The following is a 15,282-nucleotide window of genomic DNA, read 5'->3' as shown; positions in this document are numbered from 1 at the left end:
GGAAGTTGATTGAGCTAATCCTCTACCTCGCGCTCATGCTCTTAACGGCGGAAACATTCGGCTGGCTGTTCTCGAGGATTGGACAGCCCGTGGTTCTCGGTCAGATAGTCGGAGGAATCCTCCTCGGGTTGGCGTTCCCGCCGACGGAGGAAGTGAAGGACATATCCATGATAGGCGTCCTGATGCTTCTCTTCCTGGCGGGCCTTGAGAGTAGCGTTGAAGAGCTCAAGAGCGCCGGTAAGAGTGGTTTTTCCGTCGCTTTCGTCGGTGTCGTTGTGGCCTTCGCAATGGGCTTTGGTATCGCTTACCCCTTCAAGGGCTTTGACCAGGCCCTCCTCTACGGCGCGCTGACGACTCCAACGAGCGTCAGCTTAACCGTCAGGGTTCTGATGGAGATGGATCGGCTGAAGAGCCGTGAGGGGACTACAATCCTCACCGCGGCGATAGTTGACGACATACTCGGCATAATCGTTCTGACGGTCGTCATATCGTCCCTCGTCTCCGGGGGCGTCAGCGTCGTCAGTCTCGTTGAAATCCTCGCCAAGGTTGGCATCTTCATAGCCCTGATGGTCTTCGCGATGCCGAGGGTTCTCGACTACGCCCTCAGGAAGGTCGTGAGGATAGGATTCGCCGATTCGACGGTTACCCTCTCAATGGCCGCCCTCTTCGCCTTCGCCTACCTTGCGGAGCACATGAACCTCGCCTCTATCCTGGGTGCATATCTACTCGGCCTCGCGCTGAGCGAAACCGAGTTCAGGAAGCCGATTTTCGAGCACTCCAGGATAATAGCCCACTCCGTCTTCGTCCCGCTGTTCTTCGTCGACGTCGGCATGAACATACCGGTTAAAGACCTCAAGAGTGCTGGGCTCTTTGCCATTCTCTTCAGCCTTGTGGCGATAGTGAGCAAGGTAATCGGCTGTGGAATCGGGGCGCTAATCGGTGGTATGAGCCCGAGGGAAGCCCTGCGCGTCGGCGTTGGAATGATTCCGAGAATGGGTGTCGAGCTCGCGATGCTGGCGATAGCGATGAAGGCCGGCATAGTCGGGAGCGATGCCTACCTCGTGATAGTCCTAATGATATTCCTGAGCACTCTGGTTACCCCACCACTCCTCAAGCTGGCCTTCAGGGGTCAGTAAACGTCTCCAGAGTCTTCGAGCTCCTTCAGTTCCTCCTTAATTTCCTCCTCTTTCCGCTGGGCGTAGCGCTCCATCAGGTCGCCCGCGAAGTATATCAGAACCCCGGAAATCACCGCGACCACGAACATCAGAACGACCTTTGTCCAGCTCAGGCCGGACGGTGGTGAGGAGCCATCGGGAAGTGGAGCGGGGGCCACCTTAACTCGCCGGCGTTTCCTTGGTGGAACTTCTAATTAAACGTTGCCCTGCCAACCTTTTTAAGAGTCGCAACGAACCTTAGCCGGTGGTTGAGATGATGGGAATGAACCCCAGGCAGATGAAGAAGCTCATGCGCCAGTTCGGAATAAAGATGGAGGAGATGGAGGGCGTTAAGGAGGTCGTTCTTAAGCTTGAGGGCAAAGAAATCGTCCTTAAGGACCCCGTCGTTACCGTCATGGTCGTCCAGGGCGAGAAGACCTACCAGATTGTCCCCGGGAGCGAGGAAGTAAGGGAGGTCATAGAGATTCCAGAGGAGGACATCGAGCTCGTCATGGAGCAGGCCGGCGTTGACAGGGAAACCGCGCTTAAAGCGCTGAAAGAAACGAAAGGGGACATAGCGGAGGCAATCCTCAAGCTGAGCGGGGACTGACCTCCTCTCCGCCGGTTGGCGGTTCGGTTTGCGGGCCCATCGCCTACTTAGGTTGCCCCTTTCGGTTCAGCCCGCGGGCCGGGTCTTCGGCCCATTACCCCTCACCGCAAAGCGGATTGGGGTTATGGTTTCTGAGGCCACCACTTAGAGTTTTTGACTGCCACAACGGGCAGTCATTGAAAGGACGCCTTACGGCGTCAATCCTCCGATGGTGAAAGGTAACATGAAACCCCTCGTCTCCTCGGGGTTGTTTTACGGTAGTTCCTCCGAGGCTCTTACTAAACGAAAGAATATTTAAAGGTTTCGATGGCTTGAAGGCTGGTTGGGTAATCACTCCTTCTTGAACTTCTCTATTGCCTTCATGAGCGGTATGAGGTGCATTAACGCCGGTCCTCCGGCCATCAGCACCGCGACGAGGCCGGCCTCGATGAGCTCCTCCGGCTTCGCTCCCGCCTCCAAAGCCTTCTGGGTGTGGAGGTAGATGCACCACTCACAGCCCTGGGCAATACCGAGGGCGAGAGCTATGAGCTCTTTTTCCCTGGTTGTAAGGGCCTTGTTGTCAAGGGTCTCGCGGAGGAACCTTGAGAACGCGGCAATCTCCTTTGGGTGCTCCTTCCCGAGCCTGTCGAGGAGCTCCTCAATCTCCTTAAGCTTGACCTCAACCTCTGTGTTCTCCATGGGAATCACCGTTATTTGTTGGGAGGAAAAATCTTAAAGGCTTTCTTGAACGAAACGTTCCCAACTACTCGTTTACCACGATTCCCTGCCTGCGCATCTTTAGGATGTCGTCTATAACGTCTATCAGCCCGGCTATTATCTGGTCGTACTTGCCCCCGTCCTTTCCGTAGAGCTCCTTCAGCTTGTCCTCCAGCGCGAAGAGGTCCTCCGTGTCGAGGTCGAGGAGCTTTTGAGCTTCCCTCGCAATCACGCGGAGGGTTATTCCCCTCGTTCTCTCATCCTCAAGCAGTTTTAGAACGAGCTTGAGCATACCCGAGAGCATCTCCCTTGAAGGAAGCCTGTCCGTTAGCCTTGCCATGAGCTCGAGGGCTCCCTCGATGTCCCTCTCATTACCAGACTTGAGGAGTGTGTCTAGTAAACTGCTGAAGAACTTGGACGTTCCAGGGTAGAGGGCGTAGATGTCCGCTAGGACTTTTGCCGCCGTTTCCCTTGCCCAGGGGTTCTTGCTCTTCAGGAAGTCCCCGAGAACCGGAAGAATCCTGTAGGCGTCGCTCGGTGTCAGATGGCTCGTCAGCCTTGCCACAATCCAGAGCGCGTCCATTCTCCTGCTGTAGTCGTCGCTCTCCAGCATGCCGAGAACCCTGTCCATGACCTCTGGGTCGAGCTTTGCCATCTCCGCCACTATCTCGGTTTTTCCGGCGTCTAAGAGCCTCTCGATGTCGTCTATGCTGTACTGGCTTATTTCGAGCCTCTTCTTGGCTTCGGTCTCGTCCATTGCTTCCTCACTCGTTACCGCGCTTTTTTCGAGCTTCTCAAGGACCTGGGACGCCTTGACGCCGAGCTTGACATCTCCTTTAAGCTCCTTTATCCGAGTTATTGCCTTCAGCTTGTTCCTCGTGCTTATCTCGTTTTCGCGGGAGAGCATCCTCTCGATGGAGTACAGCGCCCTCTCAACGACGTATGGGTCGGGGTGGGCAAGTAAATCGGCTATCCCGTCGAAAACTTCGTTCAGGACCTTTCTATCGTCGGTCTTCATCGCCATTTCAGTAAGGGCCGTTATCGCCGCGCTCTGAACCTCCCTCTTCTTGCTCGACCCTATGAGAGAGAACAGCCAGCGGATAATTTTGTACGCTATCTTCGCGACCTTTGCGCCGAGCTTTCCAAGCCCCTCTGCCGCGTACTCACCGAGGACAGGCATTCCGGACTTCACCACGTCCTTCAGGGCCTCGGTGACCCTCTCGTACTCCTCGTCGGTGAGCTCGCCGGTTTCGAGGAGTGCGTTTATGAACTCCAGCGCCTTCAGCGCCACCCGCTCATCGTCGTCCTTCACGAGCCCAAGAACCGCGTCCAGCGCGAGCTTCTTCCTCTCACCATCAAGCTTTCCCTCGGAGAGCATGTCTATGAGCACCTGTACCACGTTGGCACGCACGTGGGGGTTCTCGTCGTTCAACAGTTCGAGCAGAACCTTGAAGACCTTGTCGTACTCCTCGACCAGCGCCCGAACCTCCTTGAGGTGCCATGCGAGCAAATCTTTTCTAAGGCCTTCCTTGTCAACTATGATATCGCCACCTTTTAGCACGGCAAGAAGCGCTAAACCCAGCATAGTCTCCCCCCACTATATTACGGTGCGTTAGGATTTAAGCTTAGCCCAAAGGTTATTAAGGGCCCCTCCGATGGGTGGACGATGAGGGCAGTAGGCGTCATAAGGTACTCGCGGAGGGAGAGGCTCAGCAGGGAGGAGTTCGAGGAGCTCTTGAGGAGCGCCGGTTACGAGGTTCTGGCTGTTCTTGAGCAGAACAGGGAGGAGCATCCGCGCTACAACATCGGAAAGGGGAAGCTGGAGGAGCTTAAGGAGCTCGTCAGGGAGCTCAAACCGGACAAGGTGGTTTTTGCGAACCGCTTAACGCCTTCTCAGGCCTACAGCCTCTGGAAAGAGCTTCGAGTTGAGGTTATCGACCGCTGGCAGCTTGTCCTTGAGATTTTCGAAAAGCGGGCCCACTCAAAGGAGGCCAAACTTCAGGTGGAACTCGCGAGTCTCCAGTACGAGGTTCCGCTCGTGAAGGAAGCGATAAGGCGAATCAAGCTCGGCGATAGAGCGGGCTTCAAGGGAATGGGCGAGTACCAGACCCAGCAGTACCTCAAGCACATCAGGTACAGAATGGGCAAGATAAGGAAGGAACTCGAGCGGGTCAAGGCCGAGAGGGAAATCAGGAGGAAGAAGCGCGAGGAGGTCGGCTTTATCCTCGTCTCCCTTGCCGGATACACGAACGCTGGAAAGTCAACGCTCCTTAACGCCTTAGCTGGAGAGAGCGTCGAGGCAAGGAACCAGATGTTCACGACCCTCGACACCACCACAAGGCGCTTCAAGCTCGGGAGCAAGAGGGTTCTCGTCACAGACACTGTCGGTTTCATAGATGGCCTTCCTCCCTTCATAGTTGAGGCCTTCCACTCGACGCTGGAGGAGATTGTCAAGGCCGACATAGTCCTCCTCGTCCTCGATTCGAGCGAGCCCTGGCGCGAGATAGCGAGGAAGTTCCGGGCGTCGGTAAACGTTCTCCGCGAGCTCAAGGCCCTCGACAAACCATTGGTCGTTGTCCTCAACAAGGTTGACCTGATTGAGAGAGGAGATGCCGAGGAGAAGGCGAGGCTTTTGACTGAGCTGAGCGAGAACCTCGGGGTCTCGATTGAGGGGGTGGCGAAAGTTTCGGCCAAGGAGAGGCAACTTGATGAGCTCTACTCTCTCCTCGAACGGGTCCTCCTCAAGCTCCCCAAGTACGGGGCCTTTGAGATAGTCGTTGAAGACCCCTCTAGGGTTCCGGCGGTGATGGCCTTCCTGAGCTCGGTTGGTGAGGTTCTGTCGGTTGAGTACGGCGACGTAACGAGGATTAGGGCCTACGTCCAGACAGGCATGCTGAAGGAGCTCACGAGAATGGGGGTAAAGATAGAGAGGCTAAAGCATCCCGGCGATGCTGAAGAGCTTGACGAGAACGAAGGAAATCACGATGGCCGTTAAAGGCGTCGCGACCCAGCCGAAGAGTATGTCCCTGATTACCCTTCTGTCAACGCCCTGGCCGACGACGAGGCCGACCCCGACGACGCCTCCGACGATTGACTGGCTTGAGCTGACCGGCAGTCCGAGGAAGTTGGCGAGGCTGACCGATATCGCCGAGCCGAACTGGGCCGCGAAGGCTGAAATCGGGCCGAGGGCGGTTATCTTCTTTCCAACTGTGTGCATCACCGCGTAGCTGAAGGTAAGGGAACCGATGGCCAGGCTTATCGCGACGAGAACGCCCGCCGTCTTGGGCTCCATGAAGCCCGCCCCGACTATCGGGCCCGAGGCGTTCGCGACCTCGTTGGTTCCGAAGTTGAAGGCCATGTACGAGCCACCGAGAATCGCGAGGGCCTTGTAGAGGGCTTCAATCGTCGAGACGCTCTTGATCTTCGAAATCACCTTGGAGTAGAACTTGTAGAGTATCGCGGCGAGGATTCCCGAGAGTATCGGCGAGATAACCCACGCGGCCGCTATCTTTCCGAGGGTGAACCAGTTCACCGGGGCCTTCATGGCGAGACCGACGCCTATAACGCCACCGACTATCGACTGGGTCGTGGAGACTGGAAGGCCCCTCACGGTTGCTATCGTGACCCAGATTCCGGCGGCGAGAAGCGCTATCAATGCCATCTCCATCGTGAGAAAGCCCTCCGGGACTATACCCTCTCCGACGGTCTTCATGACCTTGTAGCCCTTCAGGTAAGCCCCGAGGACCACGAATATCGCTATCGTGAGCGTCGCCTGGCGAAAGCTCAGTATCCCGGAGCCGACCGCGGTTCCCATGGCGTTCGCTGAATCGTTGGAGCCTATGTTCCACGCTATGTAGAATGCCACTGCCAGTATGGCTATTGCAAGTCCCTCCATCCCTCATCACTGGCTATATAGTCTATATAGTACTCAAAAAGTTTTCGAGAATCGATGAGCGGAAAAAACCATCGGAGGAATTCAAAGTTCACCCTTACCCAGAAAATCCCGTTTAGGGTTCCTTAACACGATACCGAAACCTAAATAAACCTTTCGGACTAACTGAAGGTGAAAAACCCACAGGAGGCAGGGAAGATGATTGAGATACGTTTTCACGGTAGGGGTGGACAGGGTGCCGTTACGGCCGCCAACATCTTAGCCTCTGCTGCCTTCAAGCAGGGAAAGTACGTCCAAGCGTTCCCCTTCTTCGGTGTTGAGAGGCGTGGAGCGCCGGTTACTGCCTTCACCAGAATTGACGACAAGCCGATAAGGATTAAGACCCAGATTTACGAGCCGGACATCGTCGTCGTCCTCGACCCGAGCCTTCTCGACACCGTCGACGTCACTGCCGGCCTTAAGGAGGGCGGAATCGTTATCGTCAACACCGAGAAGAGCAAGGAGGAGGTCCTTGAGAAGCTCAAGAAGAAGCCGGCCAAGCTGGCACTCGTCGACGCCACCACCATCGCCCTCGACATACTCGGCCTTCCGATTACCAACACGGCCATCCTCGGTGCCGTCGCTAAAGCCACCGGCGTTGTCGAGCTCAAGTACGTCCAGGAGGCCATCAAGGAGACCTTCTCAGGAACCCTCGGCGAGAAGAACGCCAAAGCCGCCGAAGAGGCCTTCAACAAGACCACCGTTTACGAGCTCTAATCTTCTCTTCCCTTCCTTAACCGAGGCGGGTGGTGGTAAAGTTGAACACCTTGTTTGGAGAAAAGAAAGCCCAGGCTGAGAAGCTCACCTTCACCTCAGTAGAGCAGTACCCCGAGGCGCCGATAACCCTTGGAACGACCCTCAGCAACTTCACAGGTGACTGGAGGACCTTCATACCCGTCGTGAACGACGACAAGTGCGTCAAGTGCTACATCTGCTGGAAGTTCTGCCCGGAGCCTGCAATCTACATCCGCGAGGATGGCTACGTTGGAATAGACTACGACTACTGTAAGGGTTGTGGAATCTGCGCGAACGAGTGCCCGACCGACGCCATAACGATGGAGAAGGAGGAGAAGTGATATGGCGGAGTACAAGCCGATTAGGAAGGTTGTGAGCGGTAACTACGCGGCCGCTTACGCGGCCAAACATGCCCGCGTTCAGGTCGTCGCCGCTTACCCAATCACCCCGCAGACGAGCATCATCGAGAAGATAGCCGAGTTCATAGCCAACGGAGAGGCAGACATCCAGTACGTCCCCGTCGAGAGCGAGCACTCCGCGATGGCGGCCTGTATAGGTGCTTCCGCCGCTGGAGCGAGAGCTTTCACCGCAACCTCTGCCCAGGGTCTCGCTTTAATGCACGAGATGCTCCACTGGGCGAGCGGTGCGAGGCTCCCGGTTGTGATGGTCGACGTTAACAGGGCCATGGCTCCCCCGTGGAGCGTCTGGGACGACCAAACCGACAGCCTGGCGCAGAGGGACACCGGCTGGATGCAGTTCTACGCCGAGAACAACCAGGAAGTCTACGACGGCGTTCTCATGGCCTTCAAGGTGGCCGAGAGGGTCAACCTTCCCGCGATGATAGTGGAGAGCGCCTTCATACTGAGCCACACCTACGACGTCGTCGAGATGATTCCGCAGGAGCTCGTTGATGAGTTCCTTCCGCCGAGGAAGCCCCTCTACGACTTAGCGGACTTCAGCCAGCCGTTCTCGGTCGGAGCCCTCGGTGGGCCGAACGACTACTATGAGTTCAGGTACAAGATTGCCAGGGCCATGGAGGACGCAGTCAAGGTCATCAAGGACGTCGGTAAGGAGTTCGGCGAGCGCTTCGGCAGGGACTACAGCGAGATGATTGAGAAGGGCTACGTTGACGATGCGGACTTCGTCTTCATGGGTATGGGCTCGCTCATGGGAACCGTCAAGGAAGCGGTGGACCTGCTCAGGAAGGAGGGCTACAAGGTCGGCTACGCGAAAGTTAGATGGTTCAGGCCGTTCCCGAAGGAAGAACTGAGGGAGATAGCCGAGAGCGTCAAGGGCATAGCCGTCCTCGACAGGAACTACTCCTTCGGCCAGGAGGGCATACTCTTCAACGAGTCCAAGGGCGTTCTCTACAACACCGATGCCAGGCCGATAATCAAGAACTACATCGTCGGACTCGGCGGCAGGGACTTCACCGTTCCGGACGTCAGGGCCATAGCGGAGAACATGAAGAAGGTTATCGAGGCAGGAAAGCTCGATAGAGAGGTTGAGTGGTACCACCTCAAGAGGTGAGAACGATGGAGATTCCCGAGAACGTTAGAAAAAGGCTGAGCATCCCAGCTGAGGAGCACTTCTTTGCCGGCCACACGGCCTGCCAGGGCTGTGGCGCCTCGCTCGGAATAAGGTACGTCCTCAAGGCCTACGGCAGGAAGACCATCTTCGTCATCCCCGCGTGCTGTTCGACCATCATAGCCGGCCCCTGGCCCTACACCGCGCTTGACGCTAACCTCTTCCACACCGCCTTCGAGACCACCGGCGCTGTCATAAGCGGTATCGAGGCCGCTTTGAAGGCGAGGGGAATAAAGGTCAAGGGCGACGACGGGGTTATGGTCGTCGGCTGGGCCGGCGACGGTGGTACAGCGGACATAGGCCTTCAGGCTTTGAGTGGCTTCCTTGAGAGGGGCCACGATGCCGTTTACATAATGTACGACAACGAGGCTTACATGAACACCGGAATTCAGCGTTCGAGCTCAACCCCCTACGGAGCCTGGACCACCAACACTCCCGGAGGAAAGAGGCACTTCCTTGAGAAGAGACACAAGAAGAAAGTCATCGACATCGTCATCGCCCACGAGGTTCCCTACGCGGCCACGGCAAGCGTCGCCTTCCCGGAGGACTTCATAAGGAAGCTCAAGAAGGCCAGGAAGATAGAGGGGCCGAGCTTCATCCAGCTCTTTGCTCCCTGTCCGACCGGCTGGCGCTCACCCACCGACAAGAGCATCGAGATAGCAAGGCTCGCAGTTCAGACCGCATACTTCCCGCTCTTCGAGTACGAGAACGGAAAGTACAAGATAAACATGCCCTCGCCCAAGAAGGAGCCGAAGCCAATTGAGGAGTTCCTCAAGCTCCAGGGCAGGTTCAAGTACATGACCAGGGAGGACATCGAGAACCTCCAGAGCTGGGTGCTTCGCGAGTGGGAGAAGCTTAAGAAGCTCGCCGAGGTCTTCGGCTGAACCTTTCATATTTGTCCACGCAAAGTTTAAGTTTCCCTCTGATAACTCACCAGGGGTGATATAAATGGCTGAGAGCCCGTTTAAGGCCGACATAGAGAGGGTTCAGAAGGAGTATAGCGAAAAGATGACGCCGGGAGCGATTGCCTACATCCCGGGGAGTAGCGTAATCAACAAGACCGGTTCCTGGCGTGTCTTCATGCCCGAGTTCCACAGGGACAAGTGCGTTAGGTGCTACCTCTGCTACATCTACTGCCCGGAGCCGGCCATCTACCTCGACGAGGAGAACTACCCGGTCTTCGACTACGACTACTGTAAGGGTTGTGGAATCTGCGCGAACGAGTGCCCGACCGACGCGATAATAATGGTTAGGGAGACCAAGTGAGGTGGTGAAAGATGCCGATTAGGACGGTTATGAAAGCCAACGAGGCGGCCGCCTGGGCCGCGAAGCTTGCCAAGCCGAAGGTCATAGCGGCCTTCCCGATTACGCCGTCGACCCTCATTCCGGAGAAAATCAGCGAGTTCGTCGCCAACGGCGAGCTCGATGCGGAGTTCATCAAGGTCGAGAGCGAGCACTCGGCCATTTCAGCCTGTGTCGGTGCCTCAGCGGCGGGCGTTAGGACCTTCACCGCGACCGCTTCTCAGGGTCTCGCTTTGATGCACGAGATACTCTTCATCGCCGCTGGAATGCGCCTTCCGATAGTTATGGCCATTGGAAACCGCTCTCTGAGCGCACCGATTAACATCTGGAACGACTGGCAGGACAGCATAAGCGAGCGCGACACCGGCTGGCTCCAGTTCTACGCCGAGAACAACCAGGAGGCCCTCGATTTAATCCTGATAGCCTTCAAGGTCGCCGAGGACGAGAGGGTCCTTCTCCCGGCGATGGTCGGCTTCGACGCGTTCATCCTCACCCACACCGTCGAGCCCGTTGAGATACCTGACCAGGAGCTCGTTGACGAGTTCCTCGGCGAGTACGAGCCGAAGCACGCTTACCTTGACCCGAAGAGGCCGATAACCCAGGGTACCCTTGCCTTCCCCGCCCACTACATGGAGGCCAGATACAAGGTCTGGGAGGCCAACGAGAACGCGAGGAAGGTCATCGACGAGGTCTTCGAGGAGTTCGAGAAGAAGTTCGGCAGGAAGTACCAGAAGATTGAGGAGTACCGCACAGATGACGCCGAGATAATCTTCGTCACCATGGGTTCACTCGCCGGAACCGTCAAGGAATACGTCGACCACCTCCGCGAGAAGGGCATAAAGGCCGGAGCCGCGAAGATGACCGTTTACAGGCCGTTCCCGATTGAAGAGGTTCGCGAGCTGGCCAAGAAGGCTAAGGTTCTCGCTCTCCTTGAGAAGAACGTCACCTTCAGCGTCGGCGGAGCCCTCTTCCAGGACTTCAGCAGGACCCTCGTGAACGAGAAGGAGAAGCCGGTCATAGTGGACTTCATCCTCGGACTCGGTGGCAGGGACGTCACCTTCAAGGACCTTGACGAGGCCCTCGCGATTGCGCAGAAGGCCCTCAACGGAGAGGAGTTTGACGAGGTCAACTGGATAGGCCTTAGGAAGGAGATTCTGTGAGGTGATGAAGATGGCCGTTAGGAAGCCCCCGATTACAACTCGCGAGTACTGGGCACCGGGCCACGCCGCCTGTGCTGGCTGTGGCTGTGCAACCGGAATGAAGCTCGTTACCAAGGCCTTTAGCGAGGCCATGGAGGAGAAGTACGGCGACCCCGATGCCTTCGCCATCGCCCACGCAACGGGCTGTATGGAGGTTGTTAGCGCCGTCTTCCCGTACACCGCCTGGAAGGCCCCGTGGGTTCACGTGGCTTTTGAGAACGCCGCGGCAGTGGCGAGCGGTGTTGAGGCCGCTTGGAAGAAGAAGGGACTCAAGGGCAAGATTCTTGCATTTGGTGGAGATGGAGGAACCGCGGACATCGGTATGCAGGCCCTCAGTGGTATGCTTGAGAGGCGTCACAACGTCGTTTACGTCATGTACGACAACGAGGCTTACATGAACACCGGAATCCAGAGGAGCTCCTCAACCCCCTACGGAGCCTGGACGACCACCTCACCGCCCGGCAAGTACTCCATCGGTGAGGACAAGCCCAAGAAATGGGTCGCCCTTATAGCTGCAGCCCACCAGATACCCTACGTGGCAACCGCGAGCATAGGCAACCCCTTTGACCTGGTTAGAAAGGTGAAAAAGGCGGCAAAGGTTGATGGTCCGGCCTTCATTCAGATGCACTGTACCTGCCCTACCGGCTGGAAGAGCCCGCTCGAGAAGGGAGTTGAGATAGCGAGGCTCGCCATCGAGACAGGAATATGGCCACTCTTCGAGATTGAGAACGGCGACTTCCACAACATCAAGATACAGAGCCCCGGAGGAGGCGCGAAGGTCAAGCGCGAGGGAGGCAGAGTAGTTGCCATAGAGTTCAAGAAGCCCATCGAGGAGTACCTCAAGCTTCAGGGCAGGTTCAAGCACCTCTTCAAGCAGCCGGAGGCCATCGACGTTATGCGTGAGCAGATAAAGGCCATGTGGAAGGTCCTCGGCGTCGAGGTCACCCTCCCGAAGCCGGAGGAGTGAGCCTTCTTTTCTTCTGTTTTTTCCATTTCGGAACGTTAAGTTTAAGGTTTCATTCTTTAGTCAACTCTTGGTGGATTAAATGACACTCGAAATTGAGAATATCGTGGCATCGATTGACCTGCATGGCCCCATAGATATGAACCTCGTGGTAAAAAATCTCGCTCCAATTAAGTATAACCCCAGAACTTTTCCGGGAGCCGCTTACAGAATGCAATCACCGGAGGTTACTTTTTTGATATTCTACTCCGGACGCTTGGTATGCACCGGAGCCAGAGACGTTAAAACGATAGAAACCGCAGTCCTGTATCTCAGGCATATGCTTGAATCTCTGGGAATGAAGTTTGAAGGAAGTCCATCTATTAAAATTGAGAACATTGTGGCCGCGGGTGATATAGGTCTTGGAAACGTCGAGCTTGAGGAAATCGCACTAACCCTTCCAAACGTTGAGTACGAGCCTGAGATATTCCCCGGTGTTGTTTACAGGGTGAGAGATTCTTCAATGACTATCCTTATATTCAACAGTGGAAAAATTGTCGTTTCTGGGGCAAAGACGGAGGAAGATATCAAAAAAGCAGTTGACCGCTTAAAAAATGACTTGGAGCGATACGGCTTAATCTCCAGCTAAAGGTACAAAGCTGATATTCCAAGCGCCAGATTTTCAACGCACTCTTTAATATTGGGTGTTATTGTTTTTTCACTTCCTGGCTGGCAGCCGAGAAGCAATATTTTAGTGTCAGGTAAGAGCTCGCTCACGTGCCTCAGGGTGACCTCAAGTTGCGGTCTGAACTCCTCGGGAATGTCTTCAATGGCCTCCCAGGGCTCGGCAACGACGAGCTTTCCTGGTTCCTCACCGAGCTCGAGGGGGACTGCGATGATAAGAAGCTCAGGGGCAAATCTAACCGTGACCCCGGCCTGGCTCTCCGGAACCTCCCTGCAGTTGAGGACGAGGAAGTTCGGGTTTCTAATGGCTATCATAAGGGCCTCAGCAAGATAGGCCCCGAAGCCGTAGTCGCCCCGCTTTTCGTTTCCTATTCCCCACAGGACTACTCTCCTTGCGTTCCCGATAACGTCACTCAGCCCTATCCTTTCCATTTTCACACCACCGAAACAAAAAGGTGTCAGAGAACGGAGTAGCCGGAAGTAACGCTCCTCTTCAGCTCCTTATCGCTTAGCTCGCGCTGGTGCTCCGGAATGTTCTTGGCGCGCCTCTCCTTAACGAGTTCGAGGACAATCTCAAGCGGGCCGTACTGAATCGCCTCTGCCGGGCACATAAGGGCGCAGGCCGGCTCGAGTCCCTCCTCGCGTCTGTCGGCGCACATATCGCACTTGGTTATCGCCTTCACCTTGAGGCTGTAGAATGGAACGCCGTAGGGGCAGACCTGCAGGCAGGCTAGACAACCGATGCACTTCTCCTCGTGGATTCTAACTGCACCGTCCTCGTCGCGGTATATCGCGTGGGTGGGGCAGACCCTGAGACAGGGAGCATCGTCGCAGTGCTTGCAGTTTATCGGGACGTACTGCTTGTTCTCGGTCACGTAAATCCTGATGTTGGGATTGCCATCGTGAATGAATGCACAGACGGTTTCACAGGTCTCACAGCCGATGCAGGTGAGGTAGTCGAGGTAGAGGTACTTCCGCTCCATCAGAGCTCCCCCCTGAGCCATTTGTCTATTGAAACCGCCGTGTACAGGCCGTCCTTTATGGCCCTGCCGACTTTCGTCGGGCCGTTGACGACGTCGCCGGCCGCGAAGATTCCCTCGGCGCTCGTCATGTGCCTTGAGTCAACGACTATCCTTCCCCTCCTGTCAGTGGCGATGTAACCCCCGTTCACCGGTGGAGTTGAAACCATTCCTATGGCGAAGACGAGGTAGTCGAGCTCGACCTGAAACTCGGAGCCGGGAATGGGAATGGGTCTCCTCCTTCCGGTTTCGTCCGGTTCACCGAGCCTCGTCCTCAGGAGCTCGATGGCTTTAACCCTGCCGTTCTCACCTATAACGCGCTTCGGTGTTACGAGCTCGAACCATTTAACTCCCCTGTTTCTCAAAATGTTTATCTCGTAGGCTCCCGCCGGAGCTTCCCTTATCGTCCTGCGGTAAAATATCTCAACCTCGGCTCCGAGGCGGTTGCACTCGAAGGCAACATCGACCGCCGTCAAACCGGCTCCTATGATGCCGACCTTCTTGTCCTTTAAATCGGGAACCTTCTCCTTTGGAACGTAGCCGAGCTCGTGCCCCTTTATCCAGAAGAGGAGCTCGAGAGGCGAGAGTATGCCCTCAAGGTCGTCTCCGGGAATTCCTATCCTCCTGACGTTCCATATCCCCGTCGCTATGAGCACCGCGTCGTACTTTTCCTTCAGCTCGCTCAGCTTGACAACCCTCTCGTAGAACTCGTCGCCCTCGTCCTGTCTCTCACCTTCCATGACCTTCGTTTTTGGATAGTATGTTACCTCAAACTCTTCCTCAAGCTCTTTAGCTCCGAGGCGAACCCTCTCAACCGGAATCCTGAACTCCGGGATAACGAAGAGCATGAGCCCGCCGGGTTCCGGCATTTTATCGTAGATATCAACGTCATGACCCTTACAGACGAGGTAACCGGCGGCAGTCAATCCCGCGGGGCCGGCCCCGATTATCGCCACCCGTTTGCCGGTTTTCTCCGGTTTGCTCCTGCAGAGAAACGAAAACTTCATGCCCCTCATTTGAGCATCCCCCCGAAGAACTTCAGGTACTCGCTCGGGAACTCCTTAACGCGCTCGTGCTTGCACCTGTCGCACATGAACACAATCTCTGGGTAATCGTAGAACTTTCCGAGTTTGCGGTAAAGAAACTCCGCGGTCTTGACCGTGTAGTCGAGCTTTTTACCGCAGACCTGACAGTGGGCGTATTCAAATTCAAGGTCAATTCTCGTGGGCTTCCCTTTGATTGCCTGAGTGGGACAGATACTGTTGCACTCGTAGTTGCACTCCCCACAGAGTTCTGGGTGGAAGGAAACGACCCGTTTATCGTTATCCATAACGAATATCGCGTTGTGTGGACACACCTGAGCGCAGAGTCCACAGCCGATGCAGGCGTCGGCTTTAACCCCCTCGAATTCCTCCCCCATGG

19 protein-coding genes are annotated in these 15,282 nt (G+C 56.0%); 11 read left to right on the top strand and 8 right to left on the bottom strand.

Features of this window, described 5'->3' with window-relative positions:
- The first annotated feature begins 5 nt into the window (after nt 1-5).
- Nucleotides 6-1,136 (top strand): cation:proton antiporter, encoded by a 1,131-nt coding sequence (locus tag CS910_RS00950; RefSeq protein WP_394346599.1) that lies wholly within the window; start codon nt 6-8, stop codon nt 1,134-1,136.
- Here the strand turns inward: CS910_RS00950 and CS910_RS11780 are convergent.
- Complete coding sequence (locus CS910_RS11780; protein WP_145955316.1) at nt 1,130-1,333, bottom strand: hypothetical protein; 204 nt, start codon at nt 1,331-1,333, stop codon at nt 1,130-1,132. The genes CS910_RS00950 and CS910_RS11780 overlap by 7 nt on opposite strands.
- A 95-nt stretch (nt 1,334-1,428) precedes the next feature.
- On the opposite strand from CS910_RS11780, the gene CS910_RS00945 reads away from it, so the two are divergent.
- Nucleotides 1,429-1,764, top strand: a complete 336-nt coding sequence (locus tag CS910_RS00945) for a nascent polypeptide-associated complex protein (RefSeq protein ID WP_099209308.1) — start codon at nt 1,429-1,431, stop codon at nt 1,762-1,764.
- A gap of 330 nt (nt 1,765-2,094) precedes the next feature.
- Here CS910_RS00945 and CS910_RS00940 read toward each other — a convergent pair whose 3' ends face one another.
- Nucleotides 2,095-2,442: a carboxymuconolactone decarboxylase family protein gene (locus CS910_RS00940; RefSeq protein ID WP_099209307.1), complete on the bottom strand. Its 348-nt coding sequence runs from the start codon at nt 2,440-2,442 to the stop codon at nt 2,095-2,097.
- Between the two features lie 64 nt (nt 2,443-2,506).
- Nucleotides 2,507-4,045, bottom strand: coding sequence for a HEAT repeat domain-containing protein (locus CS910_RS00935; RefSeq protein WP_099209306.1), 1,539 nt, complete (start codon nt 4,043-4,045; stop codon nt 2,507-2,509).
- 81 nt (nt 4,046-4,126) lie between these two features.
- On the opposite strand from CS910_RS00935, the gene hflX reads away from it, so the two are divergent.
- The gene (gene hflX / locus CS910_RS00930) at nt 4,127-5,455 is read left to right on the top strand and encodes a GTPase HflX (RefSeq protein ID WP_099209305.1); all 1,329 of its coding nucleotides are present in this window, start codon (nt 4,127-4,129) and stop codon (nt 5,453-5,455) included.
- Here the strand turns inward: hflX and CS910_RS00925 are convergent.
- Entirely contained in the window at nt 5,393-6,355 is a 963-nt protein-coding gene (locus tag CS910_RS00925) for an inorganic phosphate transporter (RefSeq protein ID WP_099209304.1), read from the bottom strand. The two genes, hflX and CS910_RS00925, sit on opposite strands and share 63 nt — an antisense overlap.
- A gap of 195 nt (nt 6,356-6,550) precedes the next feature.
- On the opposite strand from CS910_RS00925, the gene CS910_RS00920 reads away from it, so the two are divergent.
- From CS910_RS00920 to CS910_RS00885, 8 genes are all read left to right on the top strand, one after another.
- A complete protein-coding gene (locus tag CS910_RS00920) occupies nt 6,551-7,108 on the top strand; it encodes a pyruvate/ketoisovalerate ferredoxin oxidoreductase subunit gamma (RefSeq protein WP_099209303.1) in 558 nt (185 codons plus the stop codon).
- Nucleotides 7,109-7,149: 41 nt separating this feature from the next.
- Complete coding sequence (locus CS910_RS00915; protein ID WP_099209302.1) at nt 7,150-7,467, top strand: 3-methyl-2-oxobutanoate dehydrogenase subunit delta; 318 nt, start codon at nt 7,150-7,152, stop codon at nt 7,465-7,467.
- 1 nt (nt 7,468) lies between these two features.
- Entirely contained in the window at nt 7,469-8,656 is a 1,188-nt protein-coding gene (porA, locus tag CS910_RS00910) for a pyruvate ferredoxin oxidoreductase (protein WP_099209301.1), read from the top strand.
- A gap of 5 nt (nt 8,657-8,661) precedes the next feature.
- Nucleotides 8,662-9,597: a 3-methyl-2-oxobutanoate dehydrogenase subunit beta gene (locus tag CS910_RS00905; RefSeq protein WP_099209300.1), complete on the top strand. Its 936-nt coding sequence runs from the start codon at nt 8,662-8,664 to the stop codon at nt 9,595-9,597.
- A gap of 64 nt (nt 9,598-9,661) precedes the next feature.
- Nucleotides 9,662-9,979, top strand: a complete 318-nt coding sequence (porD, locus tag CS910_RS00900) for a pyruvate synthase subunit PorD (protein ID WP_099209299.1) — start codon at nt 9,662-9,664, stop codon at nt 9,977-9,979.
- Between the two features lie 11 nt (nt 9,980-9,990).
- Nucleotides 9,991-11,175, top strand: coding sequence for a pyruvate synthase subunit PorA (porA, locus tag CS910_RS00895; protein ID WP_099209298.1), 1,185 nt, complete (start codon nt 9,991-9,993; stop codon nt 11,173-11,175).
- A gap of 10 nt (nt 11,176-11,185) precedes the next feature.
- Nucleotides 11,186-12,181 (top strand): pyruvate synthase subunit PorB, encoded by a 996-nt coding sequence (gene porB, locus CS910_RS00890; RefSeq protein WP_099209297.1) that lies wholly within the window; start codon nt 11,186-11,188, stop codon nt 12,179-12,181.
- A gap of 79 nt (nt 12,182-12,260) precedes the next feature.
- Nucleotides 12,261-12,806, top strand: coding sequence for a TATA-box-binding protein (locus CS910_RS00885; RefSeq protein WP_099209296.1), 546 nt, complete (start codon nt 12,261-12,263; stop codon nt 12,804-12,806).
- Here CS910_RS00885 and CS910_RS00880 read toward each other — a convergent pair.
- From CS910_RS00880 to CS910_RS00865, 4 genes are read right to left on the bottom strand one after another with little or no spacing between them, the layout of a single operon-like run.
- The gene (locus CS910_RS00880) at nt 12,803-13,273 is read right to left on the bottom strand and encodes a hydrogenase maturation protease (RefSeq protein WP_099209295.1); all 471 of its coding nucleotides are present in this window, start codon (nt 13,271-13,273) and stop codon (nt 12,803-12,805) included. The genes CS910_RS00885 and CS910_RS00880 overlap by 4 nt on opposite strands.
- 26 nt (nt 13,274-13,299) lie before the next feature.
- Complete coding sequence (locus CS910_RS00875) at nt 13,300-13,824, bottom strand: 4Fe-4S dicluster domain-containing protein (RefSeq protein ID WP_099209294.1); 525 nt, start codon at nt 13,822-13,824, stop codon at nt 13,300-13,302.
- Entirely contained in the window at nt 13,824-14,876 is a 1,053-nt protein-coding gene (locus CS910_RS00870; protein WP_099209293.1) for an FAD-dependent oxidoreductase, read from the bottom strand. The genes CS910_RS00875 and CS910_RS00870 overlap by 1 nt, the downstream gene beginning before the upstream one ends.
- Nucleotides 14,873-15,280 (bottom strand): 4Fe-4S dicluster domain-containing protein, encoded by a 408-nt coding sequence (locus CS910_RS00865; protein WP_099209292.1) that lies wholly within the window; start codon nt 15,278-15,280, stop codon nt 14,873-14,875. The genes CS910_RS00870 and CS910_RS00865 overlap by 4 nt, the downstream gene beginning before the upstream one ends.
- Nucleotides 15,281-15,282: the final 2 nt, after the last annotated feature.

Source organism: Thermococcus henrietii (assembly GCF_900198835.1).
In the GTDB taxonomy this organism is placed as follows: domain Archaea; phylum Methanobacteriota_B; class Thermococci; order Thermococcales; family Thermococcaceae; genus Thermococcus; species Thermococcus henrietii.
The sequence above is the reverse complement of the archived record's forward strand: the minus strand, read 5'-3'. Positions and strand labels throughout refer to the sequence as shown.

Excerpts from the sequence above, each read along its gene's own strand:
- CS910_RS00885 (WP_099209296.1), top strand. The coding sequence starts at position 12,261 with ATGACACTCGAAATTGAGAATATCGTGGCATCGATTGACCTGCATGGC.
- CS910_RS00920 (WP_099209303.1), top strand. The coding sequence starts at position 6,551 with ATGATTGAGATACGTTTTCACGGTAGGGGTGGACAGGGTGCCGTTACG.
- porD (WP_099209299.1), top strand. The coding sequence starts at position 9,662 with ATGGCTGAGAGCCCGTTTAAGGCCGACATAGAGAGGGTTCAGAAGGAG.
- porA (WP_099209301.1), top strand. The coding sequence starts at position 7,469 with ATGGCGGAGTACAAGCCGATTAGGAAGGTTGTGAGCGGTAACTACGCG.
- CS910_RS00925 (WP_099209304.1), bottom strand. The coding sequence starts at position 6,355 with ATGGAGGGACTTGCAATAGCCATACTGGCAGTGGCATTCTACATAGCG.
- CS910_RS00875 (WP_099209294.1), bottom strand. The coding sequence starts at position 13,824 with ATGGAGCGGAAGTACCTCTACCTCGACTACCTCACCTGCATCGGCTGT.
- CS910_RS00940 (WP_099209307.1), bottom strand. The coding sequence starts at position 2,442 with ATGGAGAACACAGAGGTTGAGGTCAAGCTTAAGGAGATTGAGGAGCTC.
- hflX (WP_099209305.1), top strand. The coding sequence starts at position 4,127 with ATGAGGGCAGTAGGCGTCATAAGGTACTCGCGGAGGGAGAGGCTCAGC.
- CS910_RS00905 (WP_099209300.1), top strand. The coding sequence starts at position 8,662 with ATGGAGATTCCCGAGAACGTTAGAAAAAGGCTGAGCATCCCAGCTGAG.
- porB (WP_099209297.1), top strand. The coding sequence starts at position 11,186 with ATGGCCGTTAGGAAGCCCCCGATTACAACTCGCGAGTACTGGGCACCG.
- CS910_RS00865 (WP_099209292.1), bottom strand. The coding sequence starts at position 15,280 with ATGGGGGAGGAATTCGAGGGGGTTAAAGCCGACGCCTGCATCGGCTGT.
- CS910_RS00870 (WP_099209293.1), bottom strand. The coding sequence starts at position 14,876 with ATGAGGGGCATGAAGTTTTCGTTTCTCTGCAGGAGCAAACCGGAGAAA.
- CS910_RS00935 (WP_099209306.1), bottom strand. The coding sequence starts at position 4,045 with ATGCTGGGTTTAGCGCTTCTTGCCGTGCTAAAAGGTGGCGATATCATA.
- porA (WP_099209298.1), top strand. The coding sequence starts at position 9,991 with ATGCCGATTAGGACGGTTATGAAAGCCAACGAGGCGGCCGCCTGGGCC.
- CS910_RS00880 (WP_099209295.1), bottom strand. The coding sequence starts at position 13,273 with ATGGAAAGGATAGGGCTGAGTGACGTTATCGGGAACGCAAGGAGAGTA.
- CS910_RS00945 (WP_099209308.1), top strand. The coding sequence starts at position 1,429 with ATGATGGGAATGAACCCCAGGCAGATGAAGAAGCTCATGCGCCAGTTC.